Below are 17,440 nucleotides of genomic sequence, written 5' to 3' on the forward strand. Positions count from 1 at the left end.
CGGTCTAGGGAAGGGGCAATTCATGGATATGTCGGTTATTGCGGACCGGGGGCTTGTGCTTCTGGGCTGTGGCAAGATGGGGTCGGCCATGTTGGCTGGCTGGCTCGACCAAGGTCTGCCGGCTGGATCGGTCTGGGTTCAGGATCCTTACCCGTCGGACTGGGTGCAGGCGCAGGGTGTGAATATCAACACCAATCTGCCCGGCAATCCGGCGATTGTGCTGGTGGCTGTCAAACCGCAGATGATGGGCGATGCACTGCCCGCAATGCAGGCGCTGGGCGGCGGGTCAACCTTGTTCGTATCGGTGGCGGCGGGCACTTCGATTGCTACCTATGAAGAGATCCTGGGCGCGGCCACACCGATCATTCGCGCCATGCCCAACACACCGGCGGCGATTGGACGGGGAATCACCGCGTTGATCGGCAATGCCCAATCCACCGATGCAGATCTGGATATGGCCGAGGGGCTGTTGCAGGCCGTCGGCCAGACTGTGCGTCTGGAGGATGAGGCGCAGATGGATGCGGTCACAGGGGTCAGCGGTTCGGGACCGGCCTATGTGTTTCACCTGATCGAAACCCTTGCCGCCGCAGGCGAGGCCCAAGGGTTGTCAGCCGATTTGGCGATGACGCTGGCCAAGGCAACCGTGGGCGGGGCAGGGGCGTTGGCCGAAGCGGCAGAGGAAACGCCGTCGCAGCTGCGTGTCAATGTGACCAGTCCGAACGGCACGACCCAGGCGGCGCTGGAGGTGCTGATGAATGAAACGGACGGTTTTCCTGTTCTGTTGAACCGGGCTGTTGGTGCCGCAACAAACCGATCCAAGGAGCTGTCGCGTGGCTGATCTGAGTTTTGACGAGTTCCTGAAGGTCGACATTCGGGTGGGTGAAATCATCCGGGCCGAGCCCTATCCCGAAGCGCGCAAGCCAGCAATCAAGCTCTGGGTCGATTTTGGGCCGGAAATCGGCGTAAAAAAGAGCTCAGCGCAGATAACGGCGCATTACATGCCGGAAACGCTGGTGGGCAAGCAGGTTCTGGCGGTCGTAAACTTTCCTCCGCGGCAGATAGGCAAGTTCATGTCCGAGTTACTCGTGCTTGGTCTGCCGGATGAAAACGGAGAAATCGTTCTCGTGGGGCCGGATGGAGCGGTACCACGGGGTGGGAGGATGCACTAATTATGAAAGTCTGGATTGCGCGGCCGATGACGGCCTCGGTCGAGGCCCGCGCGCGCGAAGCGTTTGCGGATCTTGAAATCCGTGAAACCAACGCAGTGATGAGCGAAGCAGAGATGCTGCGGGCACTGAGCGAATTTGATGTCGTGGTGCCAACGCTGGGCGACCGATTCACAGCCGAAATCTTTGCCAAAGTGGCTCAGCCGCGCTGCAAGCTGCTGGCCAATTTTGGCGTCGGGTATAATCACATAGATGTTGCCGCAGCGCATGCTGCTGGCGTGCAGGTGACCAATACCCCCGGGGCCGTGACCGATGCCACGGCAGATATTGCCATGACGCTGATCCTGATGTCCGCGCGGCGCGCTGGCGAAGGTGAACGCCTGGTGCGGGCCGGAACCTGGGAAGGATGGCATCCAACGCAGATGCTTGGCTTGCATGCGACTGGCAAGACCGTCGGGATCGTCGGCATGGGCCGGATCGGTCAGGCCATTGCACGGCGTTGTCATTTTGGTTTCGGCATGGACGTCCAGTACGTCGCACGATCCCCCAAGACGCTGGATTTCCCGGCGACGCGGGCTGAGGATCTGGCGGCTTTGGCGGGGGCGGTCGATTTTCTGGTCGTGGCTGTGCCCGGTGGGGCGGACACCACGCATCTGATCGATGCGCAAATCTTGGCCGCGATGAAGCCGACCGGCCATCTGATCAACATCGCACGTGGCGAAGTGGTCGAAGAATCAGCTTTGATCGCTGCGCTTGAAACGGGCTCGATTGCCGGGGCAGGGCTGGATGTCTATGAATTCGAACCCAAAGTGCCTCAGGCTCTGATGGATCGGGAAAACGTGACCTTGTTGCCGCATCTGGGCACTGCCACCGAAGAAGTGCGCAGCGATATGGGGCATATGGCATTGGACAACGTTGCCGCATTTCTGGCGGATCTGGAGCTTCCCAATCCGGTTGGGTGATCCGTACCAAAGCCTCTTTCAAGAGGCTTGGCCAACGCGGTTGCAACTGCGTTGGCCACTTTTGGTCAAATCTGTGAGCCGTCCGCTATTGCAGCGCGCCAGTGACGACGACACAGCGAGACATAGGTTTCATTGCCACCAATCTGCACCTGTTCCCCTTGGGTGATCGCACGGCCTGTCTCGTCCTGGCGGATCACCATGGTGGCTTTTCGACCGCAATGGCAAATTGTGCGGACTTCGCGCATTTCGTCGGCCAGAGCCAAAAGGGTCGCTGATCCCGGAAACAGTTCACCCCGGAAATCCACGCGCAGCCCATAGCACAAGACCGGCACATTCAAATCATCCACCACGCGTGCCAGTTGCCAGACCTGATCCGGTTTCAGAAACTGGGCCTCATCGACAAAGACACAGGCAACGGCCCCCTGTGACATGCGGCCCTGGATCATGGCAAACAGATCATCCTGGGGCGTAAACAGATCTGCTTCGGACCCGATGCCGATGCGGGACGCGATCCGGCCGACTCCGGCGCGATCATCAATCTGCGCCGTCAACAGATAGGTCTGCATGCCGTTTTCGCGATAGTTGTGGGATGCCTGGAGCAAAACCGTGGATTTGCCGGCGTTCATTGTCGAATAATTAAAGTAGAGCTTGGCCATGTCTGCGGTCTAAAGATCCTGCCCGGATGTTGGAACCTCAATCGGGCAATCATCTGCAAAAAATCGGACTTTTGGCGTGGTTTTGATGTCGAAAAGTGCGATCTGCCGCAGGTCAACCGCTGTCGGCGCTGCGTCTTGTATCCGGGACGGAACGGCCCTGGGGATGGATGGAAGACGGACTGGCCGACAGCTGACTTTGGTCGCCAATGCGACCATGGAGCCGGACACATACAATACTATGTACCGGCCCCAAACTCATGCTACGGTGGACAAACCACCAGAGAACTCTTTAAATCCCTTGATTACCCACGGGATATTTGAATTGTGACATTTGCCGTGTGTGGTAGAAATGGGAAAATAACCGGGCCATTCCCCTGCCATCTTGGCTGGGGGGAGCGCGGAACCAGAACCAGGGATGCATGAATGGCCGATATTGGGTCGTATTTGAAGAAACACACCGAGGCATTGGTCAAGGACGTGGGAATCGAGGCAGCCTGCCAGATTACTGGCAAGTCCAAAGCCACATTGGGCAGGTATTATTCGGACAATGCCGAACATGCAGATCGGTTCATGCCGGTTGATGCGGTGGCCAAGCTTGAGAAATCGGCTTCGTACCCGCATGTTACCAGTGCATTGGCCGAACTGAAGAACATTCGCCTGTCTTATGATGATCGCAAGCCGAACACCCCCAAGGCCGCAGGGGGCGTCAATTCGGATGTGATCGCGCTGAGCCAGAGATTTGCCATGCTGATGAGCGAATACCAGCAGGCGATCGAGGATGGGATCATTACTGTCAACGAAGCAAAGCGCCTGTTGCGGGAAACATCGCTGCTTCAGCAGGTTCTGATCGACATGAAGCTGCATCTCGAAGAAGAAAGCGCCTGAGTTGATTTCACTCCCGTTGGCGTTCTGAATGCGGCTGGTGCGTACGCGCAGCAGTCCCGTTGCTCGTGACCATTGTGCAGGTCTGATCTGTGTCGGGACCTGAGGGCTTGTTCCGGGTGGTCGCTAGGCTGATCGGGAGGAGACGGCAATTTGTGCCAAAGAGGGCATCGACCGGGAACACGCCGACATAATCCAACGGTCTCAGAGACCGCTCTGCCCATCACACTGCACACAAAAAACCCGGCCACAACGGCCGGGTTTTTCGTTGGATTGATCACTGAGGATGCAAAGTTACCCTTGCAGGCTCTTTACTTCGACTTCGCCTTCGGCCTGAGCCTTGATCGCCAAAGCTGCTGCATTGCTGCCCGCTGCGGTGGTGAAATAGGGGATTTTGTCATACAACGCGATCGAGCGGATCGCCTTGCTGTCTTCGACCGCCTGGGCACCTTCGGTGGTGTTCATCACCAATTGAACGGCTCCATCTTTCAACATGTCTACAATGTTGGGGCGCCCCTCGTAGACCTTGTTGACCACGTCACAGGCAACACCTTGTTCGGCCAGCCACCCTTGTGTGCCGCGGGTGGCGACGAGGGTAAAGCCCTGTTCGACCAGCGTCTGTGCCGCTTCGACCATCAGCTTGCCCTTGTCGGCATCCTTGATCGACACAAAGGCACAGCCCGAAGACGGCAAAACCATCCCGGCCCCCATCTGCGCCTTGAGAAAGGCGCGGGCAAAGGAGCGATCCCACCCCATGACTTCGCCGGTCGAGCGCATTTCCGGGCCCAGAATAGTGTCGACACCGGGGAACCGGGCAAAGGGCAACACCGCTTCCTTGACCGAGAACCAGGGCATGTCCGGGTCGGCCAGGGTCATGGGATCCGCCATCGGCGTGTCCACGTCATAACCGGCGTCGGCCTCATAAGGCGGGCGCATCGGGAAGGCCGACAGTTTTTCACCGGCCATCACACGCGCGGCAATCGACGCGATTGCGCTGTCGGTGGCTTTGGCAACAAAGGGCACGGTGCGCGAGGCACGTGGGTTTACTTCGATCAGGAAGATTTCGTTATTGCCATTCTCATCCGGTTTGATTGCGAATTGGATGTTCATCAGGCCGACAACATTCAGCGCACGCGCTAATGCGTGGGTCTGAACCTTGATCTCTTCGATCACATCCTTGTCCAGCGAATAGGGGGGCAGCGAACAGGCACTGTCGCCCGAATGCACGCCGGCCTCTTCGATGTGCTGCATGATGCCTGCAACATGCACGTCGGTGCCGTCACAGATGGCATCCACGTCCAGCTCGACTGCGCCGGCCAGATAGCTGTCCAACAGCACGGGGCTGTCGCCTGACACCACAACCGCCTCGGCGATATAGCGTTCCAGCTGGGCCATGTCGCGCACGATTTCCATGGCGCGTCCCCCCAGAACATAAGACGGGCGGATCACCAGAGGGAAGCCGATTTCCTCTGCGATTTCCATTGCTTGCGCGTCGGTCGAGGCAATGCCGTTGTGCGGCTGTTTCAGGCCCAGATCATTGACCAGCGCCTGGAAACGTTCGCGGTCTTCTGCCAGGTCGATGGCGTCCGGGGTGGTGCCCAGGATCGGAATACCTTCGGCCTCCAACGCATTGGCCAGCTTCAGCGGGGTCTGACCGCCGAATTGAACAATGACGCCATGCAGGGTGCCGTTTTCCAGTTCGGTGGACAGGATTTCCATCACATGTTCAAAAGTCAGCGGTTCGAAATACAACCGGTCCGATGTGTCATAGTCGGTCGACACGGTTTCGGGGTTGCAGTTGATCATGATGGTTTCATATCCCGCGTCCGTCAGCGCATAACAGGCGTGACAACAGCAGTAATCAAACTCGATCCCCTGGCCGATCCGGTTCGGACCACCACCCAGAATGACAACTTTGTTTCGGTCGCTGGGGCGGGCTTCGCATTCCACTTCGCCCATCATCGGGGCCTCGTAGGTGGAATACATATAAGGGGTCTGGGCTTCGAATTCGGCGGCGCAGGTGTCGATACGTTTGAACACCGCGTTCACACCCAGGGTGCGACGTGCCTTGCGCACTGATTTTTCGCTCTGATCGGTCAACTTGGCCAGACGGGCATCGGTAAAGCCCATCATTTTCAACGTACGCACAGTCGCTGCATCCGTCGGCAAGCCGTTGGAACGCACGTCTTCTTCGGTCTCGATGATTTCGCGGATCCGGGCCAGGAACCAGGGGTCGAATTTCGTGACGGCAAAGATTTCGTCGTTGCTCAGTCCGTGGCGCATCGCCTGGGCAATGGTGCGCATCCGGTCCGGGGTGGTCTGGCTGATCGCCTTGATCACCGCGGCCTTGTCAGGTGCGCCGGGGATGTCGACTTCATCAAAACCGGTCAGACCCGACTCCATCGACGCCAACGCCTTTTGCAACGATTCGTGAATGGTCCGGCCAATGGCCATGGTTTCACCCACCGATTTCATTGCGGTCGTCAGATAGGGTTCGGACCCCGGGAATTTCTCGAATGCGAATTTTGGGATCTTGGTCACGACATAGTCGATGGTCGGCTCGAACGAGGCCGGGGTGACCTTGGTGATGTCGTTGTCCAGCTCGTCCAGCGTATAGCCGACGGCCAGTTTCGCAGCGATTTTGGCAATCGGAAAGCCGGTCGCCTTGGACGCCAGGGCAGAAGAGCGCGACACCCGCGGGTTCATTTCGATCACGACCATGCGGCCATCTTCGGGGTTGATCGACCATTGAACGTTCGACCCACCGGTTTCCACCCCGATTTCACGCAGAACGGCGATCGAGCCGTTGCGCATGATCTGATATTCCTTGTCGGTCAGGGTCAGGGCCGGGGCCACGGTGATCGAATCACCGGTGTGTACACCCATGGGGTCGACGTTTTCGATGGAACAGACGATGATCGCGTTGTCCGCCTTGTCGCGGACCACTTCCATCTCGTATTCCTTCCAGCCCAGCAGGCTTTCATCCACCAGGATCTGGTTTACCGGAGAGGCGTCCATTCCGGTGCGGCAGAAGTGGATGTAATCTTCGCGGTTATAGGCCACGCCACCACCGGTGCCACCCATGGTAAACGCAGGCCGGATGATGGCGGGCAGGCCGATCTCTTCGAGATCCTCCAGTGCGAGTTGCACCCCGGCATCCAGATCGGCGCTGCCGTCGGGTTTCTTGGGGGCGGTGACGATTGTGGCCTTGGGGTTTTCGATGCCCAGCCGGTCCATCGCTTCGCGAAAGAGTTTACGATCTTCGGCCATTTCAATGGCATCGCGGGTGGCACCGATCATTTCGACGCCGAATTTTTCCAGCACCCCCATCTCTTCGAGCGCCAGCGAGGTGTTCAGCCCGGTCTGTCCGCCCATGGTCGGCAACAGCGCGTCGGGGCGTTCCTTTTCGATGATCTTGGCGACCACTTCCGGGGTGATGGGTTCGATATAAGTGGCATCGGCCAGACCGGGGTCGGTCATGATCGTTGCGGGGTTCGAGTTCACCAGGATCACCCGGTATCCCTCTTCGCGCAGCGCCTTGCACGCCTGTGCGCCAGAGTAGTCGAATTCGCAAGCTTGCCCGATTACGATGGGACCCGCCCCAATGATCATGATCGATTGGATGTCGGTTCTCTTTGGCATGGCCAGATTCCTTCGATTTTGCGCGAGTCAGCAGGCGCCGCCCGTGCGCCCAAATTGTCCTGCGTTATAGGCACCGCGCGGAAAGGTGCAAGGGGGATCGGAAATGGAAGTGAATTTGCCGCTTTCCCCCCTTCCGAATGCGGTCAGAGACACTATACCAAAGCCCAGCGGCAAATGGGGATGCCAGATGCATATTCGTTTCGACCAGGGACCGGCCGGGCCGGGGACGTGTTTTGAACAACCGGATCAGGTGATCCGGGCGGATACGGCGGGCGATGTGCCCGCTGCGCTGGACGCAATGGATCGCGCCCGGTCCCAAGGTGCGTGGCTGGCGGGATATGCCAGTTACGAACTTGGCTATGTTTTGGAGCCCCGGCTGGTGAATCGGTTGCCACGGCAACGCCGCTTGCCGTTGTTGTGTTTCGGGGTTTATGGCGCGCCAGGTGTCAGCCCCCTGGGGACAGGCGAAGCCGCTCTGGGGGCTTTGCGCCCGCGGTGGGATCAGGCCCGGTATACCCAGGCTTTTGATGTCGTGAACGCAGGTATTGGCGCTGGTGACATTTATCAGGCCAATCTGACGTTCCCGATCGAAACCGAAATCTTTGGCGACGCACCAGCGTTGTATGCCGCCCTTTGTGATCTGCAACCGGTTGGACATGGTGCCATGGTGTTGCAGGATGGCTTGCCCGATCTGTTGTCGCGCAGCCCCGAACTGTTCTTTCGCACGACGGCCGACGGCATGATCGAAACACGCCCAATGAAGGGGACACAACCCCGCAGCCCCGATCCGGTCGAAGACGCGCGTCGTCGCGACTTTCTCAGGACGGATGAAAAGAACCGCGCCGAGAACCTGATGATCGTGGACCTGCTGCGCAATGATATCAGCCGAGTGGCCGAAACCGGATCGGTCAGAGTACCTGAACTGTTCAGCGTCGAAAGCTACGCCACCGTGCATCAGATGGTATCGCTGGTGCAGGCACAATTGCGCGCAGAGGCCGGGTTGGGCGACATCCTGCGCGCGCTCTATCCCTGTGGGTCAATCACGGGCGCGCCAAAGATCCGCGCCATGGAGATCCTGAACGACCTGGAACCCTGGGCCCGCGATATCTACTGCGGAACGATCGGCTGGGCGTCCCCGGATGGAAGCGCCGAATTCAACGTGGCGATCCGGACACTGATGGTCGAGGACGGGCAGGTCACGCTGAATGTCGGCGGTGGCGTTGTCTGGGACAGCACTGCACCGTCCGAATACGAGGAAGCTTTATGGAAAACCCGTTTCGCCAAAACCCCGACTTTGCCTCAGACCCGGATTTCCGCCTGATAGAAACTCTGGGCTGGCACCCGAATGGCATAGGGTTCCGGCATCTGGACCGCCATTTGGCGCGACTGCAGCGGTCGGCACTGGCTTTGGGGCTCGCGTTTGATGGCGATGCTGTCCGAGAGGTCCTGGACACTGTCGGCGGCGTGCACGCGCAACGCTGTCGGCTGACGCTGGATGGGCAGGGACATATGGACCTGACCACTGCCGCGCTGGGCAAGACGCCAGAAGACTGGTGTCTGGTCGTCGCTGAAACGCGGCTCCAATCGTGCGACCCGTGGCTGCGGCACAAAACCACGCGCCGGGCGTTGTATGAGTCCACCCGCGCCAATCTGCCTGCGGGCGTGGGCGAGGCGATCTTTGTCAATGAACGCGAAGAGGTCTGCGAAGGCACCATTACCAATATCTTTGTGACGCTGGCGAATGCAGATCGGGTGACGCCGCCGCTGGCCTGCGGCGTGTTGCCGGGAATCCTGCGCGAAACCTTGTTGGACTCCGGCGACTTTCGGGAACAGGTGGTCACGCTGGACGATTTGCGCACAGCTCGATCCATCGCTGTTGGAAACTCGCTGCGTGGCCTGATCCCGGCCCGCTTTGCGGGCGGTCTTGGCTGATTGCACAGATCCGTCCTTCATCTGGCCGGAAATATCCCGGGGGTGAATGCGCCGCAGGCGCAGAGGGGGCTGGCCCCCTCAAATCCGGTGAAATCCAAAAAACCCGACGACCAGAGAGGGCACAGAGCTCTCTCCCCTTGACTTCCCCGGCCCGGCACGGTGTATCGGCGCGAACCGTTTTGACGCCCGAAGGGATCTGATCCATGCACGCTTATCGCAGCCATACCTGCGCCGCTCTGACCGCCGCCAATGTCGGCGAAACCGTTCGCCTGTCCGGTTGGGTCCATCGGGTCCGTGATCACGGCGGCGTTCTGTTCATCGACCTGCGCGACCATTACGGCATTACCCAGGTGTTGTGCGATGGCGACAGCCCCGCCTTTGCCGATCTGGAAAAGGTCCGCTCCGAATGGTGTATCCGTATCGACGGTACCGTCAAGGCACGCGCCGCTGATCTGGTGAACCCGAAACTGCCCACCGGCGAAATCGAAGTATACGTGCGTGAGCTGGAAGTCTTGGGGGCTTCCGAAGAGCTGCCGCTGATGGTGTTTGGCGATCAGGAATACCCCGAAGAAACCCGTCTGCGGTATCGGTACCTCGATCTGCGCCGGGAAAAGATGCAGGCCAATATGACCCTGCGTTCGGATGTGGTTGCCTCGATGCGCAAACGCATGTGGGACCGCGAATTCCGCGAATACCAGACCCCGATCATCACCGCTTCCAGCCCCGAAGGCGCGCGTGACTTTCTGGTGCCCTCGCGTCTGCACCCGGGAAAATTCTATGCGCTGCCGCAGGCCCCGCAGCAGTTCAAACAGCTGATGATGGTGTCGGGCTTTGACAAATACTTTCAGATCGCGCCGTGTTTCCGCGACGAAGACCCGCGCGCCGACCGGTCGCCCACCGATTTCTACCAGCTTGACCTCGAAATGTCGTTTGTCACCCAACAGGATGTATTCGACACCATCCAGCCGGTGCTGCAGGGCGTGTTCGAAGAGTTCGGCGGTGGTCGCAAAGTCGATACCGACTGGGAGCAGATCTCCTACAAGGACGCTGCCAAATGGTATGGCACCGACAAACCCGACCTGCGCAACCCGATCAAGATGCAGGATTGTTCCGAACATTTCCGTGGTTCCGGCTTTGCCATCTTTGCCAGCCTGCTGGAAAACGAAGGCACCGAAGTGCGTGCCATTCCGGCCCCAACAGGTGGGTCGCGCAAATTCTGCGATCGGATGAACAAATTTGCCCAGGCAGAAGGTCTACCCGGCATGGGCTATATCTTCTGGCGCAAGCAATCGGCAGATTCCATCGCGCAGGAACGTGGCATTTCGGTCAAGGACGTCAATGCGCTGATCAAATCTGGCGAAATCGTTCTGGGCAACGAAGCGGCGGGACCGCTGGCCAAGAACATCGGTCCCGAGCGCACAGAAGCGATCCGTCAGCAGCTGGGTCTGGACGTGGGCGATGCGGCGTTCTTCCTGGGCGGCAAGCCCAAGGCGTTTGAATCCGTTGCAGGACGTGCACGGACTGTCATCGGTGACGAACTGGGTCTGACCGACACCAACCGGTTTGCATTCGCCTGGATCGTCGATTTCCCGATCTACGAGGCAGACGAAGAATCCGGCAAGATCGATTTCGAACACAACCCGTTCTCGATGCCCCAGGGCGGCATGGAGGCGTTGCAGGGCAACCCGCTCGAGGTGCTGGGCTATCAGTATGACCTGGCCTGTAACGGGTACGAGCTGGTATCCGGTGCGATCCGGAACCACCGTCCCGAAATCATGTTCAAGGCCTTTGAAATCGCCGGTTATGGCAAGGACGAAGTCGAAAAGCGTTTTGGCGGTATGGTCAACGCATTCCAATTCGGCGCTCCGCCCCACGGTGGCTGTGCGGCCGGGATCGACCGCATCGTCATGCTGTTGGCCGACACGGCCAACATCCGCGAAGTCATCATGTTCCCGATGAACCAGCGCGCCGAAGACCTGATGATGTCGGCCCCTTCGGAGCCGATGACCGACCAGTTGATGGAGCTGGGCCTGCGGGTGATCCCGCAGGATTGATCTGACTGGATCAGACGGCGTTATTTTTAAACGGCCCGGCGTTTGGCGACCGGGCCGTTTTCTGTTTCAAAGCCCCAAGCGATTTTGGGCGGAAACCGGCGCGGGACGAAAGAGTGCGTCAAAAGCGTGCAGCGCGCGCGCAGTCCCGTTAGTCTGGGTGCATCGCTGGATTCGGGTTGACGGAGCGGGCTGCGGATGGGTTTTTCTTCTGAACTGGCGGAAATCCGTTTTGGATGTGGTCTTTCGCCCGACCTCGCGGCACCACGATCGGCGTTGGACATTCTGGACAGATTGGCAGCCCCGGACGTGATGGTGACGCAGTTTCCGTTGGAAACATTCGACGTTTTTCGCAATCGGCAGCTGTTGTTAGAGCGGAACACACGAACCGCGCGCAAAGCCCGGAAAAACCAGAACACAGCCAAGGCCGCGCGGTTTCAGCACCAGGCGGGCACGCTTCGCAAAAAGGCGCGGCAGGCAAAAATCGGCTGGCTTGGCCAGTCGATACTGCGCTGGACATGGACTGAACAGGGATTTCGCGAACGGCTGGTGACATTCTGGGCCGACCATTTCACCGCAATCGGCAAGGCGGGATTGTTTCGGTATGGGACACCCATTTATATCGAAGACGCAATCCGACCCCATATCCTGGGCCGCTTCAGCGATCTTTTGATTGCCGCAACGACGCATCCCATCATGCTGAATTATCTGGATCAGGACAAATCGGTGGGTCCCAGCAGTCTAGCCGCCCAGACCAATAGACGGTTAAAAGGGGTGAATGAAAACCTGGCGCGAGAGGTTCTGGAACTGCACACGCTGGGCGTTGAGGGGCCGTATGACCAATCGGACGTGCGTCAATTGGCTGAATTGTTCACCGGCCTGACACAAAACGCCAAGACAGGTTTCATATTCCGCAAGGATATGGCCGAACCGGGGGCCGAGACTGTCCTGGGCAAAGCCTATGCCGCCACTCCCGCGCTGGGTACGATCCATGATGTGCTGACCGATCTGGCCATGCATCCGGCGACAGCGCGCCACATCGCATCCAAATTGGCCGTGCATTTCGTGTCAGACACACCTGATCCTGTGCTGATTGATCACCTGACCCGTCGCTATCAGGACACGCAGGGTGATCTGATGCAGACTTATGCGGCCCTTTTGGAACATCCATCCAGCTGGGCAGACCCGTTGATGAACGTCAAACCCCCGTTTCCCTTTGTGGCATCAGCCTGCCGGGCTTTGGCGGTGTCTCCTGATCGGTTGCAAGGGGGCAGGCCGACGCGGATCACGCGTGGGATCATGGCATCTTTGGCGGTGATGGGGCAGGCTTGGTTGAAACCGGCCGGGCCAAATGGCTGGCCTGAAGAAGATGGTGCCTGGATCACGCCACAGGGTCTGGCCGCCCGGATGCGTTGGGCGATGGCCGCCCCGCAAGAGTTGCACATGGATTTGCCGGATCCACGGCAGTTTCACCAAAATGTTCTGGGCCGCTATGCCACGGCCCAGGTGAAATTTGCGGCGCGATCTGCGGAAACCCGATCCGATGCTATTGGCCTGACGCTGATGTCCCCGGGGTTTCAGCGCCGCTAGATTGAGTCGAAGGAGTGGTATGATGCCCCAAAGGTTGTCCCGGCGCCGGTTTCTGAGCCAAACGGCTGGTTTGGGGTGTACGCTGGCCGCAAGCCCGGTGTTGACCCCTGTCACCTTTGCAGCGGCCCCTTGGGAGACACGGCTGGTGGTGATCATCCTGCGTGGGGGCATGGATGCCCTGGATGTAATACAGCCTTACGGTGATCCGGATTATGCGGCGCTGAGGCGGACGTTGAAGGGTGGACCTGAATCGGGCGCAGCCGATCTGGACGGGTTTTATGCGCTGCATCCGGCGTTGATGCCGTTGCGCCCGCTTTGGGACCGTGCCGAACTGGGATTTGTTCATGCGGTATCGACCCCTTACCGGGACAAACGCAGCCATTTTGACGGGCAGGATCTGCTCGAAGCGGGCACGGCCGGATTGGATGGTCGCACGGACGGCTGGCTGAACCGGCTGTTACAGACTGTACCCGGTGCCGGACCGCGGACGGCCTTTGCGTTGGGTCGGGACGACATGAAGCTGCTGCGTGGCCCTGCCGGGGTGTCCAACTGGTCCCCCGAAGCCAATCTGGTGATGAGCCCACAAGCCGAACGTTTGGCCGGGTTGGTCATGCAAGAGGATCCATTGTTTCATACCGCGCTGAACGAAGCGCTGGATCTGTCCCGTGCGGAGATGGGGGGCACCCGTCTGGCGGATCAGATGGACGAGGGCATAGATGAAAAGATGGCCCCAATGACCATGCCAAAGCCCCAAAAGGGCAGGATGCACCGTCAAATAGCAGCTTTTGCCGCCCGCCAGCTACGCGGGGATACACGGGTGGCGTCCTTTTCCATCAACGGTTGGGATACGCACAGCCGTCAAAAGGCGGGGCTCAGAGCGGCGTTGGGGCGGTTGGCCGAAACAATCCTGGAGGTGCAGACCGGGGTGGGGCCAGATGTTTGGAGCAAGACGGCGATTGTGGCGCTGACCGAGTTCGGCCGTACCGTGCGCGAAAATGGCACTGGCGGCACCGATCATGGCACCGGCGGGGCCATGGTGCTGGCCGGAGGTGCAATCCGTGGCGGCAGGGTGCAGGGACACTGGCCAGGGCTGAAGGAAGCAGATCTATATGCGCGGCGGGATTTGATGCCGACAGCAGATGTGCGTGCGCAGGTTGCCTGGATTCTGAGGGATGTGGCCGGTCTGGACCAAACCACCCTGGAGAACACGATATTTCCCGGGGTGGACATGGGGGCGAACCCAAAGCTGTTGCGCTGAACATCAGCCCGCGAACACCCTATGGCAAACCGGTGCCCCATCTCGTGGCTTTGGCGCGGCAGCACCCCGGATCACAGGCGGGCATTTCGACGGTAACACCAATTGGGCAGGCTGCGCCCGACGTGTCATTTGATCACGGACGCTCCGGTCAGTTTGCGATTGCGTCGAATTTCACGGGCGGCGGCCCTGGCCTGAGCATAGAGCACGACAACCAGGGAAAAGATGGCCAGAACAAAGATTTCGAACATCAGATTGCCTTTCGGTGCAAAAGACGTTCCTGAACCAATCCGGCAATGCGGGCCGTATCCGAGGCCACAGGCCCCCCGTTGGCCCGGGTCCTGGCCAAACCCGCCGCTGCATCCGCCAATGACGTATCCCCGGCGCTGCGGGCAATCCCACCGACAAATTGGGCGACATAGTCCAGGACCTTGTCATCCTGCGATTCATTCAGCACATCGGCCACATGGGCCATATCATCCTGAAAGGCCAAGGGGTCCGGTTCGATCTGTTCGTCGTCACACAGACGCAGCCCGGCAGGCCGGTCTTCGGCGGGAAGCCGGGTCAGGACCGCCTGTTGAAAAACGGCCAGCGAGGTGACGGGTTTGGCCAGAAAACCATCAGCACCGGCCGACATGGCCAGCGTTTCGCCCGTGTCTTCGCCAGATGTGCCCAGAATGACACCGACACGGGGCACCGATTCGGCCAGATCACGGATCAGCGACAACCCCGACCCGTCCGGGAGCCCCAGATCAATCACGATGACGGCAGGTCGATAGACCTGTAGATGCCGATACGCGGACTTCAGGCAATCAGCCCGTCGGATGCGCGCCCCGCTACGCAAACACAAAAGGCGCATCGCTTCGGATGCGTATCGGCTGTCCTCGACAACCAGAATGGTCAGCCCCAATAGTGGGCGGGTGGGCGTCGGGTGCCGATTTGGCGTTGCAAAGGGATCCAGTTCGTCCATGTCATGCCTCCTGAGCACGAGGCTAGAGCGAGATGGCTAACACCGGGTTAACAGCAGGAGCATCCTCTCTGACCAGGTCACGAAACCATGGGGCCGGGCGCATTGGCGCACTTGTTCCCATGGCGCATCCAGACCATAACCGGGCCAACGCAAGACATAGCGCAAGACATAGCGCAAGACATCAGGAGAGAGAGAGTATGATTGGTCGTTTGAATCACGTCGCCATTGCCGTTCCGGACCTCGAGGCCGCAGCCGCCCAATACAGCACCGCATTGGGAGCCAAGGTGGGCGCGCCTCAGGATGAACCTGACCACGGCGTGACGGTCATCTTTATTGAACTGCCAAACACCAAGATCGAACTGCTTTATCCGCTGGGCGACAACAGCCCGATCAACGGGTTCCTGGAAAAGAACCCGTCGGGCGGCATTCACCATGTCTGCTATGAGGTCGATGACATCATCGCCGCGCGCGACCACCTCAAGGAAACCGGGGCCCGGGTTCTGGGATCGGGCGAACCCAAGATCGGGGCCCACGGCAAACCGGTTCTGTTCCTGCACCCCAAGGATTTCAACGGGTGTCTGGTGGAACTGGAACAGGTTTGAAACAACTATAGACCCGGGTGGTCAGCCAGACCGCCCGGAAAATTGGGAGACGCGTCATGTCCATCACATCAGGTCTGGTCCTGTTCTCTGTCATCTGGTTCCTGACCTTTCTGGTCGTGATACCCATTCGCCTGCAGACACAGGGCGACCTGGGCAAGATCGAGCCCGGAACCCATGCGGGTGCGCCCGAGCATCACCACCTGAAGAAGAAAGCCTGGATTACCACAGCCATTTCCTTTGTTCTGTGGATCGTCATTGTCGGGATCATCCTGTCGGGATGGATTACGATACGGGATTTTGACTGGCTGGGCCGGATGGACTGACGCCGGCAATCCAAACGGTTTCCAGAAAAACAAAATGCCCGGAATGTTAGAAACATTCCGGGCATTTGCGTGTCAGGGACATGTGGTTCAGCGTTCCGAGTTTCTTCCATTCACAGCGTGGAAAATATGGGTGAATGTGGCCGCGCCCAGGATCGGGATCACCAGGTTCAACAGCGGCACAGACAGCGGGATCGCCATCAGGATGCCGGCGATCCAGATCTTGCCCGCGTGCTGGCTGCGCAATTTGCGGGCACCGGGACGGCCCAGTCTGCGCATGGCCGCAAGTGTGAAATACTCCCGCCCCAACAGAAACCCGTTCAGCCCCCAAAAGATGAACAGCGCCAATGGTGCAAGAAAGGCATAGAGGATAAAGGCCAACAGATTGGCTCCGATCAGAACCCCCAGAAAGTTCACCGTATCGCGCAATGCGTCGCCAAAGGGCACCTTTTGCGCCTGGGGCAGGCTGGGATAATGTTTGTCTTCTACCGCTTGCGCCACCTCATCCAAAAACATCGACGTAATTGCCGACGCGACCGGGACCATCAGAAAAACTGACAGGATAATCATGAAGATAAAGGAGGAAATGCTCAGCAAATCGCCCAGCCAATGCACTTCTCCCAAAACCGGCAACGTCGCATCAGCGCCGACAAACCAATTTATCAGGATCAGAAACCCGGCATAAGCTGCGATCAGCAAAGCAAATGTCAGTCCGATTCCCAAAAACAGAACCCTACGGAATCGCGGGTCACCGATCTGGCCCAGAGCTTTGAGAAAGGACGAAAGGATCATTCCGAAACCCATTGGGTGATCTCCTCGAGATTCGGGCGGGGACGTTCGGGTGGGCGGGTGCCTTCGGTGGCGATGTGGACGAAACCGGCGATGCGTTCGTGTTCGGCCAGATCCAGCCCCTGTTCACAGAATGCGCGATCATGTGAAATCCAACCGGATAGCCAATTCGCGCCCCACCCCGAGGCCAGAGCCGCATTCAAAAGCGCCAGACAGACCGCGCCGGCGGAATAGGTCTGTTCAATGGCTGGGATCTTGGGCGACGGGATTTGGGTTTCGATGACGGCCACTGCCAACAGGCCCTGATCGAATTGCGAACAGCCCTTGGCAATATCCTCTTCGGTTTTGCCCAAAGCCGCGCCGCGTGCGCGGGTCAGATCCGACAGGCGCGCCATTGCACCCTGTTGGATGACAATGAATCGCCAGGGTTCCAGCTTGCCATGGTCCGGGCTGCGGGCTGCGGCGGTCAATATAAGGTCCAGATCCGCGCGGGTTGGTGCCGGGGCGACCAGAGTTTTGGCGGGGCGGGACCGGCGTGACAACAGAAAATCCAGAGCGGCTTGGTTGCGATCAGGCATATGTTAAACTCTTTTACATCAAGTGTGACCTATGTCGGTCAATCA

General features: G+C 59.2%; 16 protein-coding genes. 11 read left to right on the forward strand and 5 right to left on the reverse strand.

Annotated features, from left to right (window positions below; translation table 11 throughout):
* The first annotated feature begins 22 nt into the window (after window positions 1-22).
* From proC to K3727_08185, 3 genes are read left to right on the forward strand one after another with little or no spacing between them, the layout of a single operon-like run.
* Complete coding sequence (gene proC / locus K3727_08175) at window positions 23-838, forward strand: pyrroline-5-carboxylate reductase (protein ID UWQ92745.1); 816 nt, start codon at window positions 23-25, stop codon at window positions 836-838.
* Entirely contained in the window at window positions 831-1,169 is a 339-nt protein-coding gene (locus K3727_08180) for a tRNA-binding protein (protein UWQ92746.1), read from the forward strand. Before proC ends, K3727_08180 begins: the two co-directional genes overlap by 8 nt.
* A gap of 2 nt (window positions 1,170-1,171) precedes the next feature.
* Entirely contained in the window at window positions 1,172-2,128 is a 957-nt protein-coding gene (locus tag K3727_08185; protein UWQ92747.1) for a D-glycerate dehydrogenase, read from the forward strand.
* A 65-nt stretch (window positions 2,129-2,193) separates the two neighbouring features.
* Here the strand turns inward: K3727_08185 and K3727_08190 are convergent, their stop codons facing one another.
* Window positions 2,194-2,784 carry a thymidine kinase gene (locus tag K3727_08190; GenBank protein UWQ92748.1) on the reverse strand — a complete coding sequence of 197 codons (591 nt, stop codon included), beginning with the start codon at window positions 2,782-2,784 and terminating at the stop codon, window positions 2,194-2,196.
* A gap of 423 nt (window positions 2,785-3,207) precedes the next feature.
* Here K3727_08190 and K3727_08195 point away from each other — a divergent pair, with 423 nt between their 5' ends.
* A complete protein-coding gene (locus K3727_08195) occupies window positions 3,208-3,669 on the forward strand; it encodes a hypothetical protein (GenBank protein ID UWQ92749.1) in 462 nt (153 codons plus the stop codon).
* A gap of 291 nt (window positions 3,670-3,960) precedes the next feature.
* Here K3727_08195 and carB read toward each other — a convergent pair whose 3' ends face one another.
* Window positions 3,961-7,308, reverse strand: coding sequence for a carbamoyl-phosphate synthase large subunit (carB, locus tag K3727_08200; protein ID UWQ92750.1), 3,348 nt, complete (start codon window positions 7,306-7,308; stop codon window positions 3,961-3,963).
* A gap of 187 nt (window positions 7,309-7,495) precedes the next feature.
* Here carB and K3727_08205 point away from each other — a divergent pair, with 187 nt between their 5' ends.
* From K3727_08205 to K3727_08225, 5 genes are all read left to right on the forward strand, one after another.
* On the forward strand, window positions 7,496-8,629 hold the full coding sequence (locus K3727_08205; GenBank protein ID UWQ92751.1) for an aminodeoxychorismate synthase component I: 1,134 nt from the start codon (window positions 7,496-7,498) through the stop codon (window positions 8,627-8,629).
* Window positions 8,572-9,240 carry an aminotransferase class IV family protein gene (locus K3727_08210; GenBank protein ID UWQ92752.1) on the forward strand — a complete coding sequence of 223 codons (669 nt, stop codon included), beginning with the start codon at window positions 8,572-8,574 and terminating at the stop codon, window positions 9,238-9,240. The genes K3727_08205 and K3727_08210 overlap by 58 nt, the downstream gene beginning before the upstream one ends.
* A 203-nt stretch (window positions 9,241-9,443) precedes the next feature.
* Window positions 9,444-11,294: an aspartate--tRNA ligase gene (gene aspS, locus K3727_08215; protein ID UWQ92753.1), complete on the forward strand. Its 1,851-nt coding sequence runs from the start codon at window positions 9,444-9,446 to the stop codon at window positions 11,292-11,294.
* Window positions 11,295-11,489: 195 nt separating this feature from the next.
* The gene (locus tag K3727_08220; GenBank protein ID UWQ92754.1) at window positions 11,490-12,881 is read left to right on the forward strand and encodes a DUF1800 domain-containing protein; all 1,392 of its coding nucleotides are present in this window, start codon (window positions 11,490-11,492) and stop codon (window positions 12,879-12,881) included.
* 22 nt (window positions 12,882-12,903) lie between these two features.
* Window positions 12,904-14,139 carry a DUF1501 domain-containing protein gene (locus tag K3727_08225; GenBank protein ID UWQ93312.1) on the forward strand — a complete coding sequence of 412 codons (1,236 nt, stop codon included), beginning with the start codon at window positions 12,904-12,906 and terminating at the stop codon, window positions 14,137-14,139.
* 247 nt (window positions 14,140-14,386) lie between these two features.
* Here the strand turns inward: K3727_08225 and K3727_08230 are convergent, their stop codons facing one another.
* Window positions 14,387-15,106, reverse strand: a complete 720-nt coding sequence (locus K3727_08230) for a response regulator (protein UWQ92755.1) — start codon at window positions 15,104-15,106, stop codon at window positions 14,387-14,389.
* A 197-nt stretch (window positions 15,107-15,303) separates the two neighbouring features.
* Between K3727_08230 and mce the strand changes: the two genes are divergently transcribed.
* Together mce and K3727_08240 are read left to right on the forward strand one after the other, a co-directional pair.
* Window positions 15,304-15,708: a methylmalonyl-CoA epimerase gene (gene mce / locus K3727_08235; GenBank protein ID UWQ92756.1), complete on the forward strand. Its 405-nt coding sequence runs from the start codon at window positions 15,304-15,306 to the stop codon at window positions 15,706-15,708.
* 56 nt (window positions 15,709-15,764) lie between these two features.
* Window positions 15,765-16,031: a DUF1467 family protein gene (locus K3727_08240; GenBank protein UWQ92757.1), complete on the forward strand. Its 267-nt coding sequence runs from the start codon at window positions 15,765-15,767 to the stop codon at window positions 16,029-16,031.
* A gap of 87 nt (window positions 16,032-16,118) precedes the next feature.
* Here the strand turns inward: K3727_08240 and K3727_08245 are convergent, their stop codons facing one another.
* Both K3727_08245 and K3727_08250 read right to left on the reverse strand, forming a co-directional pair.
* Window positions 16,119-16,820, reverse strand: coding sequence for an EI24 domain-containing protein (locus K3727_08245; GenBank protein UWQ93313.1), 702 nt, complete (start codon window positions 16,818-16,820; stop codon window positions 16,119-16,121).
* On the reverse strand, window positions 16,817-17,395 hold the full coding sequence (locus tag K3727_08250; protein ID UWQ92758.1) for a nitroreductase family protein: 579 nt from the start codon (window positions 17,393-17,395) through the stop codon (window positions 16,817-16,819). The genes K3727_08245 and K3727_08250 overlap by 4 nt, the downstream gene beginning before the upstream one ends.
* Window positions 17,396-17,440 lie beyond the last annotated feature (45 nt).

This window comes from Rhodobacteraceae bacterium M382, assembly GCA_025141015.1.
GTDB classification, from domain to species: Bacteria; Pseudomonadota; Alphaproteobacteria; order Rhodobacterales; family Rhodobacteraceae; genus Aliisedimentitalea; species Aliisedimentitalea scapharcae.